General features: G+C 63.7%; 15 protein-coding genes. 6 read left to right on the forward strand and 9 right to left on the reverse strand.

The features are described from left to right. Window positions 1-3: 3 nt before the first annotated feature. The 5 genes from JL811_RS00510 to JL811_RS00530 all read right to left on the reverse strand — a co-directional run bounded on the left by JL811_RS00510 (window position 4) and on the right by JL811_RS00530 (window position 6,122). Window positions 4-894 carry an NAD(P)-dependent oxidoreductase gene (locus JL811_RS00510; protein ID WP_202686269.1) on the reverse strand — a complete coding sequence of 297 codons (891 nt, stop codon included), beginning with the start codon at window positions 892-894 and terminating at the stop codon, window positions 4-6. A gap of 13 nt (window positions 895-907) precedes the next feature. Further along, entirely contained in the window at window positions 908-2,401 is a 1,494-nt protein-coding gene (locus JL811_RS00515; RefSeq protein WP_202686270.1) for a UxaA family hydrolase, read from the reverse strand. Window positions 2,402-2,609: 208 nt separating this feature from the next. Then, a complete protein-coding gene (locus tag JL811_RS00520; protein WP_202686271.1) occupies window positions 2,610-4,205 on the reverse strand; it encodes a TRAP transporter large permease in 1,596 nt (531 codons plus the stop codon). Beyond that, a complete protein-coding gene (locus tag JL811_RS00525) occupies window positions 4,198-5,016 on the reverse strand; it encodes a TRAP transporter small permease subunit (RefSeq protein ID WP_202686272.1) in 819 nt (272 codons plus the stop codon). The genes JL811_RS00520 and JL811_RS00525 overlap by 8 nt, the downstream gene beginning before the upstream one ends. 101 nt (window positions 5,017-5,117) lie before the next feature. Beyond that, a complete protein-coding gene (locus tag JL811_RS00530) occupies window positions 5,118-6,122 on the reverse strand; it encodes a TRAP transporter substrate-binding protein (protein ID WP_202686273.1) in 1,005 nt (334 codons plus the stop codon). Between the two features lie 180 nt (window positions 6,123-6,302). Between JL811_RS00530 and JL811_RS00535 the strand changes: the two genes are divergently transcribed. After that, complete coding sequence (locus tag JL811_RS00535; RefSeq protein WP_237684712.1) at window positions 6,303-7,010, forward strand: GntR family transcriptional regulator; 708 nt, start codon at window positions 6,303-6,305, stop codon at window positions 7,008-7,010. 65 nt (window positions 7,011-7,075) lie between these two features. Here the strand turns inward: JL811_RS00535 and JL811_RS00540 are convergent, their stop codons facing one another. Beyond that, entirely contained in the window at window positions 7,076-7,966 is an 891-nt protein-coding gene (locus tag JL811_RS00540) for a 2-hydroxyacid dehydrogenase (RefSeq protein ID WP_237684766.1), read from the reverse strand. A 370-nt stretch (window positions 7,967-8,336) separates the two neighbouring features. Here JL811_RS00540 and JL811_RS00545 point away from each other — a divergent pair, with 370 nt between their 5' ends. From JL811_RS00545 to JL811_RS00565, 5 genes are all read left to right on the forward strand, one after another. Then, complete coding sequence (locus JL811_RS00545; protein ID WP_202686274.1) at window positions 8,337-10,250, forward strand: polysaccharide biosynthesis protein; 1,914 nt, start codon at window positions 8,337-8,339, stop codon at window positions 10,248-10,250. An 85-nt stretch (window positions 10,251-10,335) separates the two neighbouring features. After that, window positions 10,336-12,513, forward strand: a complete 2,178-nt coding sequence (locus tag JL811_RS00550; protein ID WP_202686275.1) for a YjbH domain-containing protein — start codon at window positions 10,336-10,338, stop codon at window positions 12,511-12,513. Continuing rightward, window positions 12,510-13,175, forward strand: coding sequence for a YjbF family lipoprotein (locus JL811_RS00555; RefSeq protein WP_202686276.1), 666 nt, complete (start codon window positions 12,510-12,512; stop codon window positions 13,173-13,175). The genes JL811_RS00550 and JL811_RS00555 overlap by 4 nt, the downstream gene beginning before the upstream one ends. 84 nt (window positions 13,176-13,259) lie before the next feature. Further along, the gene (locus tag JL811_RS00560) at window positions 13,260-13,523 is read left to right on the forward strand and encodes a hypothetical protein (protein WP_202686277.1); all 264 of its coding nucleotides are present in this window, start codon (window positions 13,260-13,262) and stop codon (window positions 13,521-13,523) included. 68 nt (window positions 13,524-13,591) lie between these two features. After that, the gene (locus tag JL811_RS00565; RefSeq protein WP_202686278.1) at window positions 13,592-14,476 is read left to right on the forward strand and encodes a YihY/virulence factor BrkB family protein; all 885 of its coding nucleotides are present in this window, start codon (window positions 13,592-13,594) and stop codon (window positions 14,474-14,476) included. Window positions 14,477-14,494: 18 nt separating this feature from the next. Here the strand turns inward: JL811_RS00565 and JL811_RS00570 are convergent, their stop codons facing one another. The 3 genes from JL811_RS00570 to JL811_RS00580 all read right to left on the reverse strand — a co-directional run bounded on the left by JL811_RS00570 (window position 14,495) and on the right by JL811_RS00580 (window position 21,677). Next, entirely contained in the window at window positions 14,495-18,352 is a 3,858-nt protein-coding gene (locus tag JL811_RS00570; protein ID WP_202686279.1) for a translocation/assembly module TamB domain-containing protein, read from the reverse strand. Further along, the gene (locus tag JL811_RS00575) at window positions 18,352-20,160 is read right to left on the reverse strand and encodes an autotransporter assembly complex protein TamA (protein WP_202686280.1); all 1,809 of its coding nucleotides are present in this window, start codon (window positions 20,158-20,160) and stop codon (window positions 18,352-18,354) included. The genes JL811_RS00570 and JL811_RS00575 overlap by 1 nt, the downstream gene beginning before the upstream one ends. Before the next feature lie 197 nt (window positions 20,161-20,357). Beyond that, window positions 20,358-21,677 carry an ROK family transcriptional regulator gene (locus JL811_RS00580; RefSeq protein ID WP_202686281.1) on the reverse strand — a complete coding sequence of 440 codons (1,320 nt, stop codon included), beginning with the start codon at window positions 21,675-21,677 and terminating at the stop codon, window positions 20,358-20,360. Between the last annotated feature and the right edge of the window lie 165 nt (window positions 21,678-21,842).

Consider the following 21,842-nt stretch of genomic DNA (forward strand, 5'->3'; position numbering starts at 1 on the left):
GATTTATGCCTTGCCCCCGAATTTCTCGGACAGGAAGTCCACCATCTGCGGCACAAGCTTGTCGCCCCAGCCATCCTTGACCGCCTCACCCAGCGTGGCGCGCGCAGCACCCGACATGCGCGAGGTCTTGCCCAGACCTTCGGCCATCTGCGTGTAATAGCCCACGTCTTTCGACGCATTGGCCAACGAGAAGGCAAGGTCGATCTTGCCATCAATGGCATAGTTGCGCACGAAATCCATCATGCCGGATTTCAGCGGACCCGCCGACATCACGTCATACAGCGCCTGACGCGGAACCCCTGCCGCATCGCCAAGCGCGAAAGCCTCGGACATGGCGCAGGCCGTGGTCATGGCAAAGAAGTTGTTGATCAGCTTGATCGTATGTCCGGTTCCAAGCGCGCCGAGGTGAAAGACGTTTTCGCCCAGATCATCGAGGATCGGCTTGACCTTGTCGAAGGTCGCCTTGTCGCCCGAACACATGATGTTCAGTTTGCCATCCACCGCATGGGCAGGCGTGCGGCCAAGTGGGCTGTCCAGATAGACAGCACCCGCCTTTTCCATATCGGCGCCGATCTTCTGGGTGGAACCCGGCAGCGAGGTGCCGAAATCGATGACCACCGCGCCGGGTTTCACGCCCGCCAGAACACCGTCATCGCCATAGACGCGGCTTTCGACCGATGCTGACGTGTCCATGCAGAACATCACGATATCAGAGGCCGCAGCCACTTCACGCGCGGTTTTCACCTCGGTCGCGCCTGCGGCCACGGCCTTTTCAACCGCGTCGCGCGAGCGGTTTGCGACGACTGTCATCGGATAGCCGAGGCTTTGCAGCCGTCCGACCATTGCGGCCCCCATCAGTCCGAGACCGATGAAGCCGATTGCTGGTTTTGCCATGATATTTTCCTCCTTACATGACCGCGCCGATTTGCCAGGGAACGAATTCGTAATCCCCCAGACCCTGCGCCTCTGATTTCGTCACCTCACCCGAGGCGACCGCCAGAATTTTCTGGTAGATCTCGCGCCCGACCTCCTCGACCGATTTGCCATCGGTCAGGATCGTGCCCGCGTTGATGTCCATGTCCTCGACCATCCGGGTATACATTTCCGTATTGGTCGCGACCTTGATCGACGGCGACGGCTTGGCCCCGAAGGCCGAACCGCGCCCGGTGGTGAACACCACGACATTGCAGCCGCTGGCGATCTGCCCCGTGACCGAGGCCGGATCATAGCCGGGGCTGTCCATGAAGGTGAAGCCGCGCGCCGTGACCGGTTCGGCATATTTGAACACCCCGGTCAGGGGCGTGGTGCCACCCTTGGCCGCCGCCCCCAGCGATTTTTCAAGAATGGTGGTCAGACCGCCCTTCTTGTTTCCGGGGGAGGGGTTGTTATCCATGCTGCCGCCTGCGCGCTCGGTGTAATTCTCCCACCATTTGATCAGACCGATCAGCTTTTCCCCCACGGCAGGCGTTGCCGCACGCTGCGTCAGCAGATGTTCGGCGCCGTAGATTTCGGGGGTTTCAGCCAGAACCCCGGTGCCGCCCTGCGCCACAAGAAGGTCGCAGGCATAGCCAAGCGCCGGATTTGCCGTGATCCCCGACATCGCATCCGACCCGCCGCATTGCAGTGCCACCATCAGATCCGAGGCGGGGCAGGGCGTGCGTTCAAAGGCGTTGACCACCGGCAGCATCGCCTCGACCTTGGCGATGCCCGCCTCGACCGTGCGGCGCAGGCCTGCCACATCCTGAATGTTCATGGTCTGGAACAGCGGCCCGGGCGTCAGCCCATAGCTTTCGATCAGCCAGTCGATCTGCATCATCTCGCAGCCCAACCCCACCAGCACCGCGCCGCCGACATTGGGGTTGCGGGCATAGCCCCACAGCACGCGCTGCAGCGCCTCGAACCCTTCGCCATTGCCGCCCATGCCGCAGCCCGTGCCATGGGCAAAGGCCACGACCCCGTCGACATTGGGATAGGCCGCCAGACGTTCGGGCGTGAAATAGTCGGCAATCCGGTGCGCGGCTGTGGCCGAACAGTTCACGCTTGTCAGCACCGCGATATAGTTCCGGGTCCCGGCCTTGCCGTTGGGGCGGCGGAAACCCATGAACGTGTCCTGTTCCGTCGCCGGGGCGACGGGGCGCAGGTTGGTGCCGAATTCATAGGTTGTGTCCACATTGCGGAATTCCAGATTATGGACATGGACATGATCGCCGGCGGCGATATCACTCGCGGCATAGCCGATGATCTGCGCGTATTTCCGCACCGGGCTGCCTTGGGTGATGGCTTCGCGCGCCAGTTTATGGCCGCGCGGGATCGGGCCGGTCGCGCCTTCATCGCCGGGGGCGAGGTTGCGCGTCGCGGTCACGACATTGTCGGAAGGATCAAGCAGGATGGTGGCGGACATGATGTCTGGCTCCGGAAGGGTCAGCAGGCTGCATGTCCCGCTGCCCGTCGGGCAGGGGGGACATGGGGCGGGGTGAGTTGCGGGAAAGCCGCGCAATCGGCGCGTCGGGCAAGGTCGGCGGGTCGGTCCGCAATCGGTGCGGTCGGCATGACTTAAGGCTCCGTTCTCCGGTGGGCGGCCCTTTACCGGGGCCGCCCGTCGGGGGCAGTTACAGCAGGATCGAGATGATCGGTGGCCAGATCAGCATCACCGAAAGCGCCAGAAGCTGCAGGCCGATGAAAGGCAGGAAACCCCGGAAGATATCGGTCAGCGAGATATGCGCCGGGGCGACGGATTTCAGATAGAAGGCCGCAGGGCCGAAGGGGGGCGACAGAAAGCTGACCTGCATGTTCATGCAGAACAGCACCCCGAACCAGATCGCGACATGGCTGGGGTCGGGGCTTCCGAGAAAGCCCAGTTCCTCAACCGGCAGGCGCATGACGATGGGCAGGAAGACCGGCATGACCAGCAGCACGATGCCGACCCAGTCCATGAACATGCCCATGACCAGAAAGACCAGCATCATGACAAGGATAATCCCCATCGCGGGCAGGTCATATCCGGTGATCATATTGGCCACATAGGTTGGTCCGCCTGCCAGCGTATAGGCGGCGGCAAGGGTCGCGGCGCCGATGGTCACCCAGATGATCGTGCCGGTGGATTTGATCGTCCGCATCGCGGCATCCCAGACGATATCGAACGTCATTTCACGGCGGATCATCCCTAGGATGAACACCGCGATGACGCCCATCCCGGCGGCCTCGGTGATGCCGGTGATACCGCCATAGATCGAGCCGAGAACCACCCCGATCACAAGGATCGGCGCGACCAGACCCTTGCCCATCTCCCAGCCGCGCCTGGACCGTTCAAGCCCCGCCACAAGGAAGATCACGACCAGAAAGACCAGCGCCGCCCCGATCAGCCAGGGCAGGTCGGACACCATGCCCAGCGGAATGGGCTGCACGCCCTCGCGGATCTGGTTCGCGCCGGTCAGCGTGAAGAACCCCGCGCGCAGCGTCAGCACCGCCGCGATGCCGCAAAAGACCATCGACAGGAAGCCAAGGAACATCAGCCCCTTTTCGCTGCCCTTGGGATCGTTCGGATCCTCGGGCGGCAGCGGGGCCTGATCGGGGTGCAGCGTGGTGCGGATGATGATGTAGAGGATGAAGAACGAGGCCAGCATCAGCCCCGGAATGAAGGACGCGGTGAACAGCGCCTTGATCGAGGTTTCCGTGACCAGCCCGTAGAAGATCAGCACGATAGAGGGCGGGATCATCGCCCCCAGCGATCCGCTGGCGCAGATCGTCCCGATGGCAAGGTTCTGGTTGTATCCCAGCCGCAGCATCTGCGGCAGTGCGATCAGCCCCAGCAGAACAACCTCGCCGCCGATGATGCCCGACATGGCGGCCATGATGACCGCCATGAGCGAGGTGACAATGGCAATGCCGCCCCGCGTGCGCGACAGCCAGACATTGAGTGAGGTATACATGTCGCGCGCAATGCCGGATCGTTCCAGCAGGGCCGCCATGAAGATGAACAGCGGCACCGAGATCAGGACATAATTCGTCATCTGGCGGTAGACCGCCTGACCCAGCACATTCAGCGGCCCCATGCCGAAGCGACCGAACAGCAGGTCGGGGCCGAATTTCATCAAGAGCGTCGCCACCGCCAGAAAGGCCGAGGCAAAGCCAAGCGGCATGCCGATTGCCAGCAGGGCGAACATGCCCAGCAGCAGGATCAAACTCATCGTACCGATATCAACCATTCTTCGGGATCTCCAGCGTGCGACGGATGTTCTCGATCTCGGTCTGGTCGATGTCATCGGCGGGCGAGTGATGCTCGGGCGCCTTGTTCCAGTCCGCGATCAGATTGGACAGGGCCTGAAGGGCCACCAGCACGACCAGCAGCACGATGGCGGGTTTCAGCGTGCCGGGAAGCGGCGGATCCCATGCGGTGCCGAAGGCCTCCCACCGCATCAGTTTGGTCAGGGCCTCGGAATAGCCGCCCCAGATGACGCAGAAGGCAAAGACCCAGATCAGGAAGACCGAAATGCAATCCGACAGTTTCTGCGCCCAGCGGGGCATCATGTCATAGATGACATAGATGCGGATATGGCTGCGTTGCTGCATCGCATAGAGACCGGCCAGCAGAAACAGGAATGCTGCCATCCACAGCGACAGTTCATTGGCCCAGAGGGTCGGTTTTTCAAAAACATAGCGGGCCACGACCTCATAGAACATGACCAGAACGATCAGGACGGTGCTGATCATCGCAAGCCGTGACAACACCAGTGAAATCCAGTCGAAGAAGCCTTCGGCCTCGATCTCGATGGCGCCACGGATATCGGACAGATAGACCGAGCCCAGCAGCAGGGCCGCGAAAAGCGACCAGAGCGCAAGCTTGACCGAAATCAAGTCGCCGGGGCGCAGCATCTGATGCATGCCGATCTCGGACCCCAGAAACAGACGGTTCACAATCAGCCAGCCGCAGGTCAGCACTGCTGCTGCCGTGGCGGCAATGGCTGCAACCCTGACCGGTTGCCGCATCGGACCCAGCCAGACACTTTCCTGCTGCATCGACATACCCACTACCCTCGTGATGCCGGACGCCGTGGGTCCGGGAGAAAAAGCCGACGGGCCTTGGGGGGCCCGCCGGCGCGTTGTTCAAACCCTGCGGATCAGTCGATCATGCCTTGCGAGCGCAGATAGTTGGTATGGCTTTCGACCAGCGCCTTGGCCTCATCCGTGGTGGCGAATTCGGGCCAGGTTTCCACGGCGACCTTGCGATAGGCGGCGCGGGATTCGGCGCTGAGATCATGCAGCGTCACACCCTGCGCGGTCAGTTCCGCCGCTGCCTTGGCATTCTCGAAATCAGCCGTCAGCGCCTGTTGCAGCGCCAGTTTCTGCATCGCGGTTTCCATCATGCGCTGGTGATGGGGGGGCATCGAATCCCACACCGTCTTGTTGCAGGCCAGATGGTCCGAAGGCATCGAATGAAAGCCGGGATAGGTCGCATGCTGGGCGATGTCATAGATGCCCATGCTTTTGTTATTGGCAAGGATCGAGGCATCCGCGCCTTCGATGATGCCCGATTCCAGCGCGGTGAAGACCTCGGTGAAATCCATCACGACGGGTGAGGAACCCAGCTTTTCAAAGATCTTGGTCTGCATGCCGGGGGGGGACCGGAATTTCCAGTCCTGCATCGCCTCGACATCGGCCAGAGGGACCGTCGAGGCAAGCGATTCCTGCCCCACGACCCACCAGCCGACCAACTGCATGCCGTATTGGTTGTAAAGCACCTGCGCATCCGCAAGGCCGCCGCCCATGTAAAGCCAGCCAAGCTGCTGATAGGCGGTGTCATAGCCGCCCATGATGTCGCCCACGAACTGGAAGGCCGGGTTCTTGCCGGTCTGATAGGCGGCGCCGGTCATGTCGCAGTCCAGAATGCCGTTGGCGGCTGCGTCAAAGGTTTCCACCGTCGCCACGACCGGCGACGAATAGAACATCTCGATGGTGATCTCGCCATCCGACATGGTCATCACGTCATCGGCGAACTGGGCGGCGTTCTTGCCCGAGATGCTTTCAGGGCCGTAATGCGTCTGGATGCGCAGCGTCGTCGCCTGTGCGGGCAGCGCGAATCCGGCTGCCACCAATGCGGGGATAAGATAGGTCCGAAGTTTCATGGTTCCTCCCACGGAATTGTTCTTTTATGGGCCGGGGCGACACCGCTGCGTTTGCCCACTCCGGAGCCGACCGGCCTGAGTAAATAGCCTAGCGGCTTCGTCGGGGAATGCAATAGTTCTGGTATACCAAAACCGGTGCCGGGATCAGAATGCTTGAAATGCGACGGGCAGAGGCGGCAAATGGAACGAGCACAGGGCGGGATGATTGCGATGAACGAAAACACACTGGCCGAACAGCTTGCGGACGGGCTGCGCAGGGACATCCTTCTGGGGCGGCTCAAGCCCGGGGCGCGGATCAAGGAGCGCGACAGTTCCGCCGATCTGGGGGTCAGCCGCACGCCCCTGCGCGAAGCGATCCGCATTCTGGCCTCGGAAGGGCTGGTCACGCTGCGACCCTCGCGCAGCCCGGTCGTGGCGGATCCGTCGCTGAAGGAAATCACCGATGATCTGGTGGTGATGAACACGCTGGAAATCCTTGGTGCGCGGCTGGCCTGCATGAATGCGACCCCGCAGGAACTGGCGCAGATCGAGGCCCAGCATGAGGAAATGCTGCGATTGTCCGAGATCGCCGATGCGGTGACTTATTTTGAGGCCGACATGACCTTTCACCGCCAGATCACCGCAGCCTCGCACAATAATGCGCTGATCGACACCCATGGGGCCTATATGGCGCGGCTGTGGCGGCCGCGCTTTCTGGCGGCCAGCCTGCGGCGCGACCGGCCGCGCGTGCTGCGCCAGCATGGCGATATGGTGCGGGGGCTCAGGATCCGCGACATCGTGCTGGTCAGTGCCGAGATCGAAAGCCATATGCGGCATCTCGTTCTCAATATCACCGATATCTACCAGTCGCAGGACAGAGAGCGCGCCGAGGCCGAAGCCCCGGCGTAATGGGTTCGGCCGCGGCGGTGGGCGGGAGGATCCGGACCGCCGCCGCGCCGTTCAGTTCAGGGCGGTCAGTTGACAGCTGTCAGCAATGGCTTGCCCGCTACAAATGCCGCGATATTGGCACGCTGCAATGCGCCCATGCCCTTGCGCGTCTCGACCGTGGCAGAACCCTGATGCGGCTGCAGATGCGCGTTGGTCAGCTTCAGAAAACGCGGGTCCAGATCGGGCTCTACCCGGAACACGTCCAGCGCCGCGCCACGGATGCGCCCGGCCTCAAGCGCATCCAGCATCGCGGGCTCGTCGATGGTGGTGCCGCGCGAGATGTTGCAGATCACCGAATCCGGCCCCATCGCCTCGATCACGCTGCGTGAGACATAGCCTTCGGTCGCCTTGCCGCCCACCAGCGCCACGACAAGGTAGTCGCAATTCGCCGCCAGATCCTCGGGGCGTTCATGCCAGATCCAGCCTTCGGGCGTCTCCTTGCGGGACCGGCTGTGGTAATGGATCTCCATCTTGAAGGCGGCCATGCGGTCGGCAATCTCCCGCCCGATGCGACCCAGACCCATGATGCCGGCGCGTGCCCCGCTCAGCTTGCGGGCCAGTTGCGGATCGCCCTTGGACGACCAGTCGCCACGATGCAGCCAGGCCTCATTCGCCGTCAGGTTGCGGTTCAGCGCCAGCAGCATGCCGATGGCCAGATCGGCCACATCGTCATTCAGGACATCGGGCGTGTTGGTGACGCGGATATTGCGTGCGCTGGCGGCCGCGACGTCAATGGCATCATAGCCCACGCCAAAATTGGCAATCAGTTCCAGCCCCGGCAGCAGATCCATCTGCGCCGCCCCGAACGGCGAATGCCCCTTATAGGCCACGGCGCGCACCGCTGCGCGGCGGTCGGCGTCCAGCCCGTCCAGTCCTGCGGGCGAGGACAGTTCGGTCAGGTCATAATCCGCCCGCATCGGCGGAATATCCCATTCTGCATAGCTGCCAATCGACAGAACGACGGTCTTGGTCACGGCTTCTCCCCCCGGGATCTGGTGAATTCTGGTATACCGGACGCAGTCATAACGCTTGCCGCCGGGTATTTCCAGCACCGAGGTGGCGGTTCCGGACAGGATTGCTGCCGCGAACCGGACCCGGTGATCGGCGCATTGGTTCATTTCGCGCCCCGATGGGCGGGAAAGCGCCCCAGTCATGGGGGCGGGGGATGCTTTGCTTGCGACCTTGCGGAGGCAAGGATATAGCAATCATTGATCGGTAAATCGCAATTGCTGCCCTGGCCGGGCGGTTGGGATGTGTTGGTTTGCGCGCGATTGTTCAGGAGTGATTATGCTGGGTACACTACAGGGCGTCTTTTTCAGATTTGTTGATTCCCTGTCGCGTTTCCAGAAACAGACGGTTCTTTTCGCTGTTGATACCGTGATCGCCCCTCTGGCGCTGCTGGTCACCCTTTTTGTCGTTTCAGGTGGCAGCCCGGGTTCTGATCTGCTCCCCGGCCTCTGGCCGCTCTTTCCCGTCGTGGCGTTTCTGGCGGCGATTGCGACCTTGGCGCTGCGCATGACGCGCATTCAGCTCAAATCCTACGAGACGAGCGGCATCATGCGCACGGCCTGGATGGCCGTGATGGTTACGGCCGCGTTGCATTTCGTGATCGTCGCGGGGCGGGTGAACCTAGGCGCCGAGACCGTCATCCTGTTTGGAATGATCTTTTTTCTGGGATGTGCGATCACCCGCGTCCTGATGTTGCAGGTCCTGCTCTGGGCGCTTCGCGCCGGAGAGCCGCGCCGCCGCGTGCTGATCTACGGGGCGGGCAATACCGGGGTTCAGCTTGTCGCCGCCTTGCGCAATCATGCCAGCATCCGTCCCGTCGCCTTCATCGACGACAGTGCCGCGCTGCAGTCGCTTTCGGTCGCGGGGCTGCGCATCTATTCGCCTGACAAGATCCGGATGCTGGCCACCAGTCTTGGGGTCGACAGGGTGATCCTTGCCATGCCCTCCCTTTCGGCACCAAAACTGGCACAGATCGCGCGGCGGGTTCAGGCGATGGATCTCAAGGTGATGTCGGTGCCTTCCTTTGCGCAGCTTGTCGGGCTGGAGGATCTGCTCGACACGTTGAAACCCATTGAACCGGATGAATTTCTGGGCCGCATCCAGATCGACCGTGCCATGCCGCAGGGCGGGGAAACCTATCGGGGGCGCACGGTGCTTGTCTCGGGCGCAGGAGGCAGCATCGGATCAGAGCTTTGCCGTCAGTTGCTGCGCGCGCGTCCCGCCTGTCTGATCCTGTTCGAGATGAGCGAAATCGCGCTTTACACCATCGAGCGCGAATTGCGCGATCTGGCCGAAGGCAGTGATACGCGGATCGTGGCGGTTCTGGGCTCCTCCACCGACAGCCGCATGGCGCGTATGGTCATGGCCGAACATCGTATCGACGTGGTTTTCCATGCCGCCGCCTATAAACATGTGCCGCTGGTTGAATCCAATCCTCTTGCAGGACTGGCCAATAACGTGCTGGGCACCAGAACGCTTGGCGATGCCGCGAATGAGGCAGGGGTGCGGAAATTCGTGCTGGTTTCCAGCGACAAGGCGGTGCGCCCGGCAAATGTCATGGGGGCGTCTAAACGGCTGGCAGAACTGGTCATTCAGGATCTGGCCAAACGCGCCGAGAAGACACATTTTTCCATCGTGCGTTTCGGCAATGTGCTGGGATCTTCCGGTTCGGTCATCCCGCTCTTTCAGGAACAGATCGCCCGTGGCGGCCCGATCACCCTGACCCATGATGACGTGACTCGCTATTTCATGACGATTTCCGAGGCGTCTCAACTGGTGTTGCTGGCCGGATCCTTCAGCGATGAACAAAGCCGGGACAGTGCCGATGTCTTCGTGCTGGACATGGGCAAACCCATCCGCATCCGCGATCTTGCGCGGCAGATGATCGAACGCGCCGGATGCACCCTGCGCGATGAAGACAATCCTGAGGGCGATATCGAGATCCTTGTGACCGGCCTGCGTCCCGGGGAAAAGCTGCATGAGGAACTCCTGATCGGTGAGGGTCTTCTGACCACGCCGCATCCCAAAATCTTGCGGGCCCAGGAACAAAGCCTGTCTGAACTTCAGATGGCCTCGGCGCTGCGGGCGCTGCGCGGTGCGGTCGCCACCGGCGACAAAGAGGCCGCGCTGGATCTGGTCCGCACCTATGTCGAAGGCTACGGCCAATCGGCAAGAGTTGCTGCAAAGCTATGATGCCCAACCGATTTGGCGGCGCAGCAAAAGTGCGATTGCCCTGCCGGGCAGTGCAGAATAGTTTCGAATGAAAATTGAGGTTGGCATGACCAGACGATCCCCCCCCCTGAACGCGCTTCCGCTGACCGTTTCCGGTCTGCTGCGCGGGGGGGCAATGACGGCGGCGCTGCTTTGCGGCACGGCGGGAGCAGCCTTGCCCGAGACGCGGCCCAGCCTGAATTTCTATGGCGCGACGGGTCTGATCGACATGCCCTCGGGCGAATCGCAGCCCGACGGGCAGTTTTCGGTCTCGGTCGGCCATTTCGGCCCGATCACCCGCACCACGCTGTCCTTCCAGATCACGCCCCGGATCTCGGCCAGTTTCCGCTTTCTGGGCATTGCCAAATGGAATGCGCAGATCCCCCCGGCCGACCGGGTGGGGACCAATGCGTTCGACACCTATTACGACCGCAGCTTCGACCTGCGCTTCCGCGTGCTTGATGAAAGCCGCTACCTGCCTTCGGTAACGATCGGTCTGCAGGATTTCGCCGGAACCGGGGTGCTGGCGGGGGAATATGTCGCCGCGACCAAACATGTCACCCCCTCGGTCAAGGTGACGGCGGGTCTGGGCTGGGGACGGCTGGGCAGCAATGGCAGCATCGGCTCGGTCTTTGGTGATCGTCCTGTCGCCACGGTCGGGCAGGGCGGGCGCCCGAACTGGGACCAATGGTTCCGCGGGCCTGCAGCCCCCTTCGCCGGTGTGGAATGGCAGATCAACCCGAGCTGGACTTTCAAGGCCGAATATTCCTCGGATGCCTATGAGGAAGAGGCCGGGCGGCGCGGCACCTTCGACCGCAAAAGCGATTATAACTTCGGCGTGGAATATCAGAAAAGCGACAGTTTTCGTGTAGGGGCCTATTATCTTTACGGCTCCCGTGTAGGACTTGCGGGTCATATCATGCTGAACCCGCGCAAATCCGCCGCGATAGATGAGCCCGCGCCCGCCCCCGTGCGGCCCCGTCCGCCGCGTTCGGATGTGGCGGCATGGTCGGGCGACTGGGTGACGCAGGCCGATGCGGGGGGCATCCTGCGTGGCAATATCGCGCGGCGGCTGGAAGATGACGGCATCCTTGTCGAAAGCCTTGGCTACAGTGCGGGCGTGGCGCAGCTGCGCATCCGCAACACACGTCTGATGTCCGAGGCGCAGGCCGTAGGCCGCGCCGCGCGGGTGTTGAGCCAGACCCTTCCCGCCTCGGTCGAACGGTTCGAGATCGTGCCGATGGTCAATGGCCTGCCCACGGCCGCAGCCGTGATGAACCGCGCCGATCTTGAGGCGCTGGAGTTTTCGCCGGATGCGACCGCGCGGATGCAGGACCGGGTGGCGATCACGGATGTGGCCGGTGATGCCCCCGGCATGGTCGCGCGCGATCCCGACCTTTACCCCCGTCTGACATGGTCACTTGGCCCCTATGGCCGGCTGGGCCTGTTCGATCCGGATGGCCCGATCCGCGCCGATGCCGGGCTGCGCCTGTCGGGCCGCTATGACCTTGCCCCGGGTTGGGTGCTGTCCGGGTCGGTGACGCAGAAGGTTGTGGGCAACCTGGACGACTATGACCGCCCGTCGAATTCGGTTCTGCCGCGCGTGCGCACCGAGGGTTATCTTTACGACCGCAATGACGGGCCTGCGCTCGAGAACCTGACCCTGGCCTGGTATGGCAAGCCGGGCCGCGACATCTATACCCGCGTTACAGGCGGCTATCTGGAACGGATGTTCGGCGGCGTTTCGGCCGAGGTGCTGTGGAAACCCGCCGGAAGCGCGCTCGCCCTCGGGGCCGAGGTGAACTATGCCCGGCATCGCGACTTCGACCAGCGCTTCGGCTTTCAGGATTACAGCATCGTGACCGGCCATCTGTCGGCCTATTACGAATTCGGCAATGGCTATCTCGGGCAGGTCGATGTCGGGCGCTATCTGGCCGGAGATATCGGGGCGACCGTCTCTCTTGACCGGGAATTCGCGAATGGCTGGCGCGTTGGGGCCTTTGCCACCAAGACCGATGTTTCCTCGGCTGATTTCGGCGAGGGATCGTTTGACAAGGGCATCCGGGTGGTCATTCCGCTGGGAACCGCATTGGGAACGCAGACGAAATCCAGCTATCGCACGACCTTGCGCCCGATCACACGCGATGGCGGGGCGCGGCTGAATGTCGACGGGCGGCTTTATGAAACCGTGCGCGAGACCCATGGCGGGCGGCTGGATGCGCAATTCGGAAGGTTCTGGAAATGACGCGGACGGCGATGATGCGCCCGGCGGCCTGTTTTGCCGCGCTGCTGCTGGCGGGCTGCGGGTCCGATCCTGAACAATTGCCGGTGTTGGGCATGGCCCGCGATGCGGTGCAGTCGACCCGCGCGGCACCCGCCGCGCAGCCGAAGGATCTGGGATTGACGCGCGCCTATATCGCCACGCTTTCGGCGCCGGTCGATCTGGTGACGATCGAACGGGTCGGCGCGCAGGGGGTGATCGCGCGAATCGCCACCAATGGCGGGGTAGAGACCTGGTCATCGGTCGATAACAAGACGCTGGGCCTGCGGCAGGGAATCGTCACCGCGACCCGTGGTCTGGGGGCAGATCTGATTTCGGCCTCGGTGCCCTCGCCGGGGCAGGTTGCAAGCGATGGTGGGCATCACCGCCGCAGCCATGTCGTGCTGGGGCCGGATGATGCGGCGGTCGCGCAGGTTTATGACTGCCGCGTGTCGCTTGTCGGACCCGAAACCGTCAGCTTTGTCGAGCGCAGCTACCAGACCCGCCACTTTCAGGAAGCATGCAGCAGCCCGATGGGCGGATTCCGGAATGACTATTGGTTCCAGATCGGCGGAAAGCTGCGCCAGTCGCGTCAGTTTGTAAGCGATGACGCAGGATATGTGCTCATTAAGCATCTATCCGATTGAGTTTTTGACTTTCCTGCCTTTGACTTGGTCCCACCCTGTGCTAGGAAAGAGCGTGAACCCTCGCGGTCAAATGGAGATACGATTATGAAGAAGATTACCACCATCCTCGCAGCTGCCGCAACGGTTGCTTCCTCGGGCTTCGCCTATGCTGGCGGCGCCAATGAGGTCATTGTCGAACAAGAGCCCGTTGTGGTTGTTCAGCAATCCTCCAGCTCCTCGGCGCCGGGCGCTGCCGGTTCGCTGGGTGGTCTGGGTGCAGGCGGCGCTGCTGCCGCAGTTCTGGGCGTCGCCGTTCTGGCAGCCGCGCTGTCCGACAGCTCCAGCTCGACGACCACCACCAACAACTGATTTTCCGTCAGAACGGAATGGATCGGGGGCCAACCGGGTTGGCCCCCGTATCAATTTGAAGGGCCGGCATGTTTGCACGCCTCCTAGGCATCTGGGAACGCCTGAACCGCGTCGATCTGAGCCTGATCTCGGCCGGGGTGGCCTTTTTCGGGTTTCTTTCGGTGTTTCCGGCCATTGCCGCCGTCATCACGATCTGGGGCTTCGCCTCGGATCCGACGGTGATTCGGGCGCAACTGAATCTGGCGCAGGACTACCTGCCAGCCGATGCCTATATCCTGCTTTATGGACAGGTTGAGCGGCTTCTGGCCACGACCGGCAGTTCGCTGGGTCTGGCGACGCTGGTTTCCCTTCTGATCGCAACATGGTCGGCGCGGGCCGGGGTTGCCGCCCTGATCGGTGGCGTCAATGCGATCCATGGATTTCCGGCGCGGGCCGGTCTGCACGGCGTGCTGCGGGCGCTTGTTCTGACAATGATGCTGGTGGCGCTGGTGATCGCGGCCATGGCGATGACGGTCATCACACCGGTCATTCTGGCGGTTCTTCCCCTGGGACCGGCTGAAAGCTTTGCGCTGGAAGCCGTGAATTTCGCAGTCGGCCTGCTGCTGGTGGTTCTGGCCATCGCGATGACCTATCGCCTTGGCCCGAACTGGCGCGGCTCGGGGTTTCGGCCCCGCCTTCTGACGATCGGGCTTTTTGTCGCGGTCACGCTTTGGGCTGCGGCCTCGCGCGGGCTGGTATTCTACCTGACCAATTTCGCGGATTATTCCAAGGTCTATGGTTCTATCGGTGCCGTTGCCGCGCTGCTGATGTGGTTCTATCTCAGCGCGTTTGCGGTGCTGCTGGGGGCGTCAGTGGATGCGATGCGACGCCCCGATCCGGATGCCGATGTGCCACAGGACTATCCCTTGCCTGCAACGGATGACCGGGAGGCCGCCCCCCCGGCCACACGCTGACCGCGCCAGCCTGTCCGCTCAGTAATCCTTTTCGACGAAGATCCCGATCCCGGCCTCGCCGGATGCGCCCATGGACCCGCGCACTGTCACGCCGGGCTTCACATCAAGGTTCAGGTTGATGCGGCTGCGTCCCTCCTGATCGACCTCGACCTCGGTATAGACGTTTTCCGAGATGTATTTCCCGGCGGTCAGTGACGCATTGCCCTCGGCATCGGTTTGCAGGTCCAGATCATCCAGCCCGAACCCGCGCCGCAGGCTGCCGATGATGCCTTCACCGCCGCGTCCGGCAAGGGTCGCCACCGCCGCTGCAAGCTGTGCGGCCTGCAGGGCCGAAATCTTGTCCAGTCCGCGCCCGAACAGCAGCCGCGCCAGAACCTCTTCCTGCGGCAGTTCCGGGCTTGAGGCAAAGCGCACTTCGGGTTCATTCGCCGGACCCTCGACAATGATCGAGGTTACGATCCCATCACTTTCATTCGAGGCCCGGACATCCAGATAGGGGATCAGCCCCCCCTGCATGGACAGCCGCGCCGAGGTCAGATCCAGCCGCTTGCCCAGAATGTCGAAGCGGCCCCGGATCAGGTCGAACTGCCCAAAGGGGATGATATCGGCTGTGGTGCCGCGCAGCGTGACCGAACCGCCAAGCTCGGCATCCAGCCCGCGGCCGCGGATGAAGATGCGGGCAGGCGCGTTCACCAGAAGATCCAGCCGGAAGGCACCGCTGCCGCGCCGGGTTTCGGCACTGCCCGGTTCGGTGGCGGGGAATCCGGCCCGGGCGCGGGTGGTGCGAACCGCTCCCGGTTCGCCCTGATGCTGCAACCCGGCCAGATCGCCGCCGCCGGAAAATCCGGTATCGGGAATGCGCAGCTCGGTTTCCCCTACCTCGATCCGGCCAGCAATCAGCCCGCCACCGGTCAGGGGCCCGCTCAGACGCAGTTCACCGTCCAGCGTGGTGCGGTAGAAATCCGGGTCGCGCAACCGTAACCCCTCCAGCGCGACGGTCAGGTTCGATGCAAAGGGCGCGGCCATGCCAACGGAGCCGCTGACCCGCATCTGCCCGCCGCTGGTCGCCCCCAGCGTGCCGTTCAGGTTGACCGAACCGCCGCCCAGCCGGGCCTGTGCCTCGATCCCTTCCAGCGAGAAGGGCAGGGCGGGGTCTGAAAACCGCCCGCCCGAAAGCTGCGCATTGCCCGACAGCGAGGACAGCGCCAGCGGACCGTTCAGGCGCAGATCAAACCGCGTCTGGCCGGATACGGCGCGCGTCCCAAGGAAAGGATTGGCCAGTGCCGCCTGCGCCGAGCCGGTGACCGAAAGATCCGCCGTGCCAAAGTCAGGGGCAAGCCTGCCCGCAACCCGCGCGTCAATCCCGCCCGGACCAGTGCCCGCCAGATCGACGACAAATCCCGAACTGTTCTCGGTCACTGTGCCCGACAGCCGGACAGGACCGGGGAATTCTGGCATGATCAGCGCCAGATTGGCCAGCCGACCCTCCAGCGCAATGCGCCTCAGGCTGTCGGATACCGTGCCGGTTGCGCGTGCCTCCAGTTGCGGATTGTTCAGCCGCGCGCTTTCAACCTCCAGCCGACCGTCGCGCAGATTGACACTGGCCTCGATCGTGCTTTGCCCCGCCAGCAGGCGGTCGGCCTGTGGCTGGCCGATACCAAGACCACGGCCCTGCCCGCGCAGTTCCAGCCGTCCCGCATCCAGCGTGCCGGTGGCGCGCAGATCGGCGTTCAGCCCGCCACGAAAGGAGCGCCGGACCGCGCCGATATCCGGCAGGGCCACGCGCAGGGCCAGATCACTGCCCGCCGGATCATAATGCCCCTCGGCGGTGGCGTTGATCTGCGCATTGCCGATCCGGGCCGTTGTGATGTCATAGCGTCCGTCCCGCAGCCCCACATCCAGCGTTACCCGGCTTTCGCCCGTCAGCAGCCCGTCCAGATCGGCGATGCCGCTGCGCAGGGACTGACCGGTGCCATCAAGTTGCACTTGCCCCTCGTCCAGTGTGCCGGTGAACCTCGCCTCGGCGCGCAGCGATCCGTCATAGCCCGCCCCCAGAACCGACAGATCGGCAAAGGTGAAGCCCGCCGTGATGTCATTGCCGGTAGAGGACAGCCTGCCGCTGGCCTCGGCCGTCAGTTGCCGGGCCAGAAGGTCGAACTGCCGCAGCAGCAGGCCGCTTTCGTCACGCTTTGCCGACAGGGTCATGGTGCTGCGCCCGGTCAGCAGGCGGTCTGCCTCATCAATGCCGATGGCAAGATTGGTGGTTGCCAGTTCCGCATCGCCGTCGAAATCGCCGCCCAGCAGGCTGCCATCGCCCTTGGCCGTCAGGCGCACCGCACCCGACAGGGGGCGACCGGCCAGCCCGGCCAGCCGTGTCAGATCATCATAGCGCGCCTCGATGCGGCCCGAGACCGGAAAGCCGTTGGCCAGATCCCCCAGTCGCCCGTTCAGCGCCAGCCCGTAATCGCTGCCATCCAGCGTCAGTTGCCCGATCCGCAGGCCAAGCCCGCCGCGCTGCCAGTCAAAAATCGCGCGGCCCGTTACTGCGCTGCCCAAAGCCTCGGCCAGCGCGGCATCGGCAGGGGCCACGCCTTCGGCGCTGAACCGCAAGGTGCCGCCGACGATATCGCCACCATCTGCCGGCGCCCGCCGCGTGATCCGGCCCGAACCGGTAAGTTCGGCCTGGTCCAGTTGCAGATCGTCGCGTTGCAAGCCTTGCAGACTGGCCGAGGCCCGCCAGCCATCACCGCGTGCCGCGTCAAATCCCAGCCGGATATCCGCCGAGGTCAGCCGCGTCTCGACTTCTCCGGACAAAGGCAGCAGCACCGCAGACCCATCGGGCAGGCCCAGCCGTCCCTCCAGCGTCAGGCGCTGGGGCAGGCCATCCGCCGCGATTTCGGCAGCGCCGTCCAGTTGCAGCGCCCGGGTCGTGACCGACAGCGACCGCAGGCTGATCTGTCCCAGCGGGCCGCGCAGACCGGCAGTGCGCAAGGCGATTTCGGGGCCGAAGAAGTCCTGATATTCCGGCAGGAACAGCGGGGCGAGATCGCCCGCGATATCGGCGCTGAACTCGGTGCCGCCGCCCTCGGCTGCGGCAACCGTCACCTCACCGTCCAGCCGGGGCTGACCATCGGTTTCCAGCGCAATCGTCGTGACCAGATTGCGGATCGGACCGCTGCCTTCGACCGCCAGCCGCACCGCAGGATCACCCGGCAGCCCCATCAGCCGCGCAGCGACGCCGCCGGGGCCTTCCTCGGCGGTGATGCTGATTTCGGTCTGGCCGGTGGCATTGGCATAGGACAGATCCAGATCGACCCGCCCCGATTTGCCCGCATCGGTGCGCAGCAGTTCCAGTTTCGCACTGCCCTCACCGTCCGACAGATTGGCCGAGGCCTCAAGCGTGGCGGTGATCTCTTCACCGAGCAGGGATGCGCCCAGGGTCAGGCTCTGGATCGACAGCTTGCCGATATCGACGGAAACGGGCAGTTCAGGAAGGGAAAACCCACCCGCCTCGGCCGCCGGAACATCGCCTTCCGCCCCAACCGGTGCGCGTTCGACCGTGACCTGCGCTGCGGACAGTTCATTGACCGAGATTTCCCCGCGCAGCACGGCCAGCCGGTTCCAGTCCAGCACCACATCGGTCAGTGTGATCCAGACGCCCTGTTCATCGGCAATCGTCAGACTGTCCATCGCGGCACGCGAGGACAGCGCCCCGCGAAAGCCGGTGACGGTAACCTGACGGCCCGACCCGGACAGATTGTCCTCCAGAAAGGCGGTGAAACGATCCCGCTCTTCTGTCGGGGTCTGCGCGATGGCGGGAACCGTGCCAAGACCCAGCGTTCCGGCCAGCAGAAGAGGAAGAATGAAATGCCGCATCAGAACGCCTGCCCTATACCGATATAGACCTGCACACCGTCGCCCGTATCGCCCGAGACGGGGGCCGCGACATCCAGCCGGATCGGCCCGAAGCCGGTGTCATAGCGCAGGCCAAGACCGGCCCCCGCATGGCTGTCGCTGACGCCCGATCCATCCGCGCCGATGAACCCCGCATCGACAAAGCCGACAACGCCGATCCGTTCGGTCAGCTTGGCCCGGACCTCGGCGGAAATCGCGGCAAAGGTGGTGCCACCCGTGCGCAGCGTACCGCCCTCGAGCACATTCACGCCCAGTGACTGATAGGGCTGGCCGCGCACGGTGCCGCCCCCCCCGGAATAGAACAACAGATCGCGCGGCGTGCCCTGCAGGCTGGTTCCGAAGACGCCGCCAAGCTGCATCCGGCCCGCAAGCGTTATCCGGTCGTCCGCGCCGAAACTGTAATAACCGCGCGCATCGACCGTGCTGCGCAGCCCGGAATCGGTGCTGCCGAAACCAAGGAAGGGCCGCAATTCGGCATCGACATAGAACCCCCGCTTGGCATCGGTGGTGGAATCGCGACGATCCCAGTTGACGCCCACTGGCAGGCCGAGCGTCTGGAACTTGGTGCGCCCGGCCGCATCCGTGACCTGCGAATACTGGAAGTCGATCCCGGCGCGATAGGTCAGGCTGTCCGAGACATATTGCGTGAAGCCCAGACCGATCTCACCGAAGTTGCGGTCGAAATCTGCCTCGTTCTCCTGCCCGATGCGAAAGCGGAAGGTGGCGGTCGTGTCGCGGGTCAGGGTCGCGGGGCGGTCGATGGTGACGCCCAGCACATAATCCGCACCACTGTCCTTGGCGCCGATCTGCGCGATCTCGGCATCGACGCGCAGACGCTCCCCCCCACGCAGAAGATTGCGATGCAGCCAGTAGCCCGAGATTTTCGCGCCCTCGCTGCTGGCGATCTCAAGCCCATAGCTGTAGCGGCGGGTCTTTTCCTCGACCACCTGCGCCGTGATGCCAAGAATATCGGGCGCGGTGACGGTTTCGTCCTCGACCAGCGTGACCGACCGGAACACCCCGCTGCGGCGCAGCCGGTTCGCGGCGTCCTCCAGTTCTTCGGGGTCGTAGGTTTCGCCTTCGGGCAGGCCCGCGATCCGCTTCAGCCGCCGCAGATCCATGCGTTCGGCGCCTTCCACCTGCAAGGGGCCGAAACGCAGCCGCGGCCCGGCGGCCAGCGTCAGATCCGCCGAAAGGCGTGCCTTGGGATGATCAGCGATCAGATCCTGACCCGAGACCCGGGCCTTGGCATGGCCCACATTGCGCCAGCCATCCACCGCCGCCTCTGCCGCGTCGCGGATCAGCCCGCTTTGCGCCGGTTGCCCCGCAGCATAGCCTGCGGGCAGTTCGGTGCCTTGCGCCAGCGGTGCGGCGGCGGCCCGGTCGAACAGGAATTGCGGGCCGGGATCGACGGTGACGACGATGCGGTCAATCCGGCTTGGCGCGTCCAGCGGCGGAATGGCCGCCGCCTCGCGCCCGTCCACCTGAACCTCGATCACCGCCGAATAATGCCCCAGCGCATAAAGCGCGCCCAGAAGGCGCGCATATTCGCCGCGCGCGGTTACCAACAGGTCCTGCGCGTTCTCGCTGCCCTCGGCCTCGGCGGCCAGCAGGCCCGAGGCATCGCGCACCGCCTGCTGCAGATCTTCCGACCCGCCGCGCAGATCGAATGTCACAGCCTCCAGCGCCGCTGCCGGCGTTCCTGCCATCAGCAAAGCCGCAAGCATCCATGCCGGGCGCCGCAGCGCCGTTCCGATCCTTTGTGACATTCCACGCCTGTTTGCACCAATATACGCAATATGTATGCCAGTCGCCGCGCGGCGATACAATTGAACGATGACGTGAAACATCCCGGGATTGCCCGCTTTTAGGAGCGCCGCAGTGAAGGCCGGAGAAATCCTGCCGATCCTGTTACCAAATCCGGGGATTTCGTGACCAGATCACCGCAGGACGGGGGTGGGGGCGCCTATTGTGCCGCAACATCGCGGCCCGGGGCATCCCGCGCGGCGGGGTCGCGGCCCGCGCCCAGCATCCCCTCGGTCACCGCCGACAGCGCCAGCGCCGCCGCGCCATGCGCCCAGAGCAGATCGCCCCAGGCATGGATCTCGATGGGCGGGCGGGGGCGGCCAGTGACGATGGCCAGATTGTCCATCTCGGCCAGTGTGTCATCGGCATAAAGGTAGTCATAGCGCATCCGTTCGCCTGACAGGATGATCAGCGAAGGGTCGAACAGATTGACAATATTCGACAGGCCCACCGCCAGATAGCGCCCCGCGCGGCGGAAGATCGACCTTGCGGCGGGATGGCCCGCCTTGGCATGGTCAAACAGGCTTTCCAGCAGCACGGTGATCGACTGGCTGTCCTTGTTGACCCAGTTCAGCGCGGTCGAGGCTTCGCGCGCCAGCGCGTAATCGGCGATATAGGCCTCAAGGCAGCCGCGCTGCCCGCAGCGGCATAGTGCGCCGTCCAGTTGCACCTTGGTATGGCCAAGCTCCATCCCCAGACCCTGCGCGCCGCGATAGATGCGATGGTTCAGCACCAGACCCATGCCGACGCCATGTTCGATGGTGACGACGGCAAAATCCGACAATCCGCGCCCGGCCCCGAACCACAATTCGGCCAGCGTCACCAGATTGGCGTCATTGTCGACATGGACCGGCAGGCCCAGATGCGCCGTGGCGGCACGGGCAAGGTCTATGCCGCGTCCGGCCAGAACCGAGGACCACATGACCTGCCCGGAATTGCAATCGACGAATCCCGGCAGGCCAAGGCCCAGTGCCGCCAGATCGCCCCGGTCCAGTCCCGCCCGCGCGCAGACCGTATTCAGCAGGGTGGCGGTGGTTTCCAGCAATTGCGGAAGCTGCATTTCCCCCGGCTGGCGCGGCACCACCGCGTCGGCGATCAGATTTCCCGCGAAATCGACGATCACGGCGGTATGTTCGCGATCCGAGATCTTCATGCCCGCCACGCGATACGCCTCGCGCCGCACGCCCAGCGCCACGGCGGGGCGTCCGCGCCCGGTTTCGCCTTCTCGCGGAGCTTCCCTTGGGGCGGCAACTTCCTCGATCAGCCCGGCCTCGATCAGTTCCGAGGTGATCGTGGTGACCGAGGCAGGACTGACCCCCAGCTCCTTGGCGACCTGAACCCTTGCGATCAGCCCTGCCGCCCGCACCCGTTCAAACACCTGTTGGCGCAGTGGGCGCTGCGAATCGGACAAGGGCGGGATCAGCGGACCGACGCCCTTGCGGCCTTCCTGCAGTTCTGTCGACTCGATCCGAGGCTTCATTTATTCGATGTCCGAACTAAAACTGACGGGTTTCGGTGGGTTTCAGGTGTGATCTGCCGAAATTTTGCTGCAGTGCGGCGAATATTCGGTGATATTTCTTGCACCTTGAGGATTGCGGATTATTTTTATTTTGACAACTGAAATTAATATCGGCATTTTCCCGAT

It is taken from the genome of Szabonella alba, from assembly GCF_016765775.1.
Taxonomy (GTDB): Bacteria; Pseudomonadota; Alphaproteobacteria; order Rhodobacterales; family Rhodobacteraceae; genus Szabonella; species Szabonella alba.

Coding starts and splice junctions, on each gene's coding strand:
- JL811_RS00510 (WP_202686269.1), bottom strand. CDS start 894: ATGGCAAAACCAGCAATCGGCTTCATCGGTCTCGGACTGATGGGGGCC.
- JL811_RS00515 (WP_202686270.1), bottom strand. CDS start 2,401: ATGTCCGCCACCATCCTGCTTGATCCTTCCGACAATGTCGTGACCGCG.
- JL811_RS00520 (WP_202686271.1), bottom strand. CDS start 4,205: ATGGTTGATATCGGTACGATGAGTTTGATCCTGCTGCTGGGCATGTTC.
- JL811_RS00525 (WP_202686272.1), bottom strand. CDS start 5,016: ATGCAGCAGGAAAGTGTCTGGCTGGGTCCGATGCGGCAACCGGTCAGG.
- JL811_RS00530 (WP_202686273.1), bottom strand. CDS start 6,122: ATGAAACTTCGGACCTATCTTATCCCCGCATTGGTGGCAGCCGGATTC.
- JL811_RS00535 (WP_237684712.1), top strand. CDS start 6,303: ATGGAACGAGCACAGGGCGGGATGATTGCGATGAACGAAAACACACTG.
- JL811_RS00540 (WP_237684766.1), bottom strand. CDS start 7,966: ATGCGGGCGGATTATGACCTGACCGAACTGTCCTCGCCCGCAGGACTG.
- JL811_RS00545 (WP_202686274.1), top strand. CDS start 8,337: ATGCTGGGTACACTACAGGGCGTCTTTTTCAGATTTGTTGATTCCCTG.
- JL811_RS00550 (WP_202686275.1), top strand. CDS start 10,336: ATGACCAGACGATCCCCCCCCCTGAACGCGCTTCCGCTGACCGTTTCC.
- JL811_RS00555 (WP_202686276.1), top strand. CDS start 12,510: ATGACGCGGACGGCGATGATGCGCCCGGCGGCCTGTTTTGCCGCGCTG.
- JL811_RS00560 (WP_202686277.1), top strand. CDS start 13,260: ATGAAGAAGATTACCACCATCCTCGCAGCTGCCGCAACGGTTGCTTCC.
- JL811_RS00565 (WP_202686278.1), top strand. CDS start 13,592: ATGTTTGCACGCCTCCTAGGCATCTGGGAACGCCTGAACCGCGTCGAT.
- JL811_RS00570 (WP_202686279.1), bottom strand. CDS start 18,352: ATGCGGCATTTCATTCTTCCTCTTCTGCTGGCCGGAACGCTGGGTCTT.
- JL811_RS00575 (WP_202686280.1), bottom strand. CDS start 20,160: ATGTCACAAAGGATCGGAACGGCGCTGCGGCGCCCGGCATGGATGCTT.
- JL811_RS00580 (WP_202686281.1), bottom strand. CDS start 21,677: ATGAAGCCTCGGATCGAGTCGACAGAACTGCAGGAAGGCCGCAAGGGC.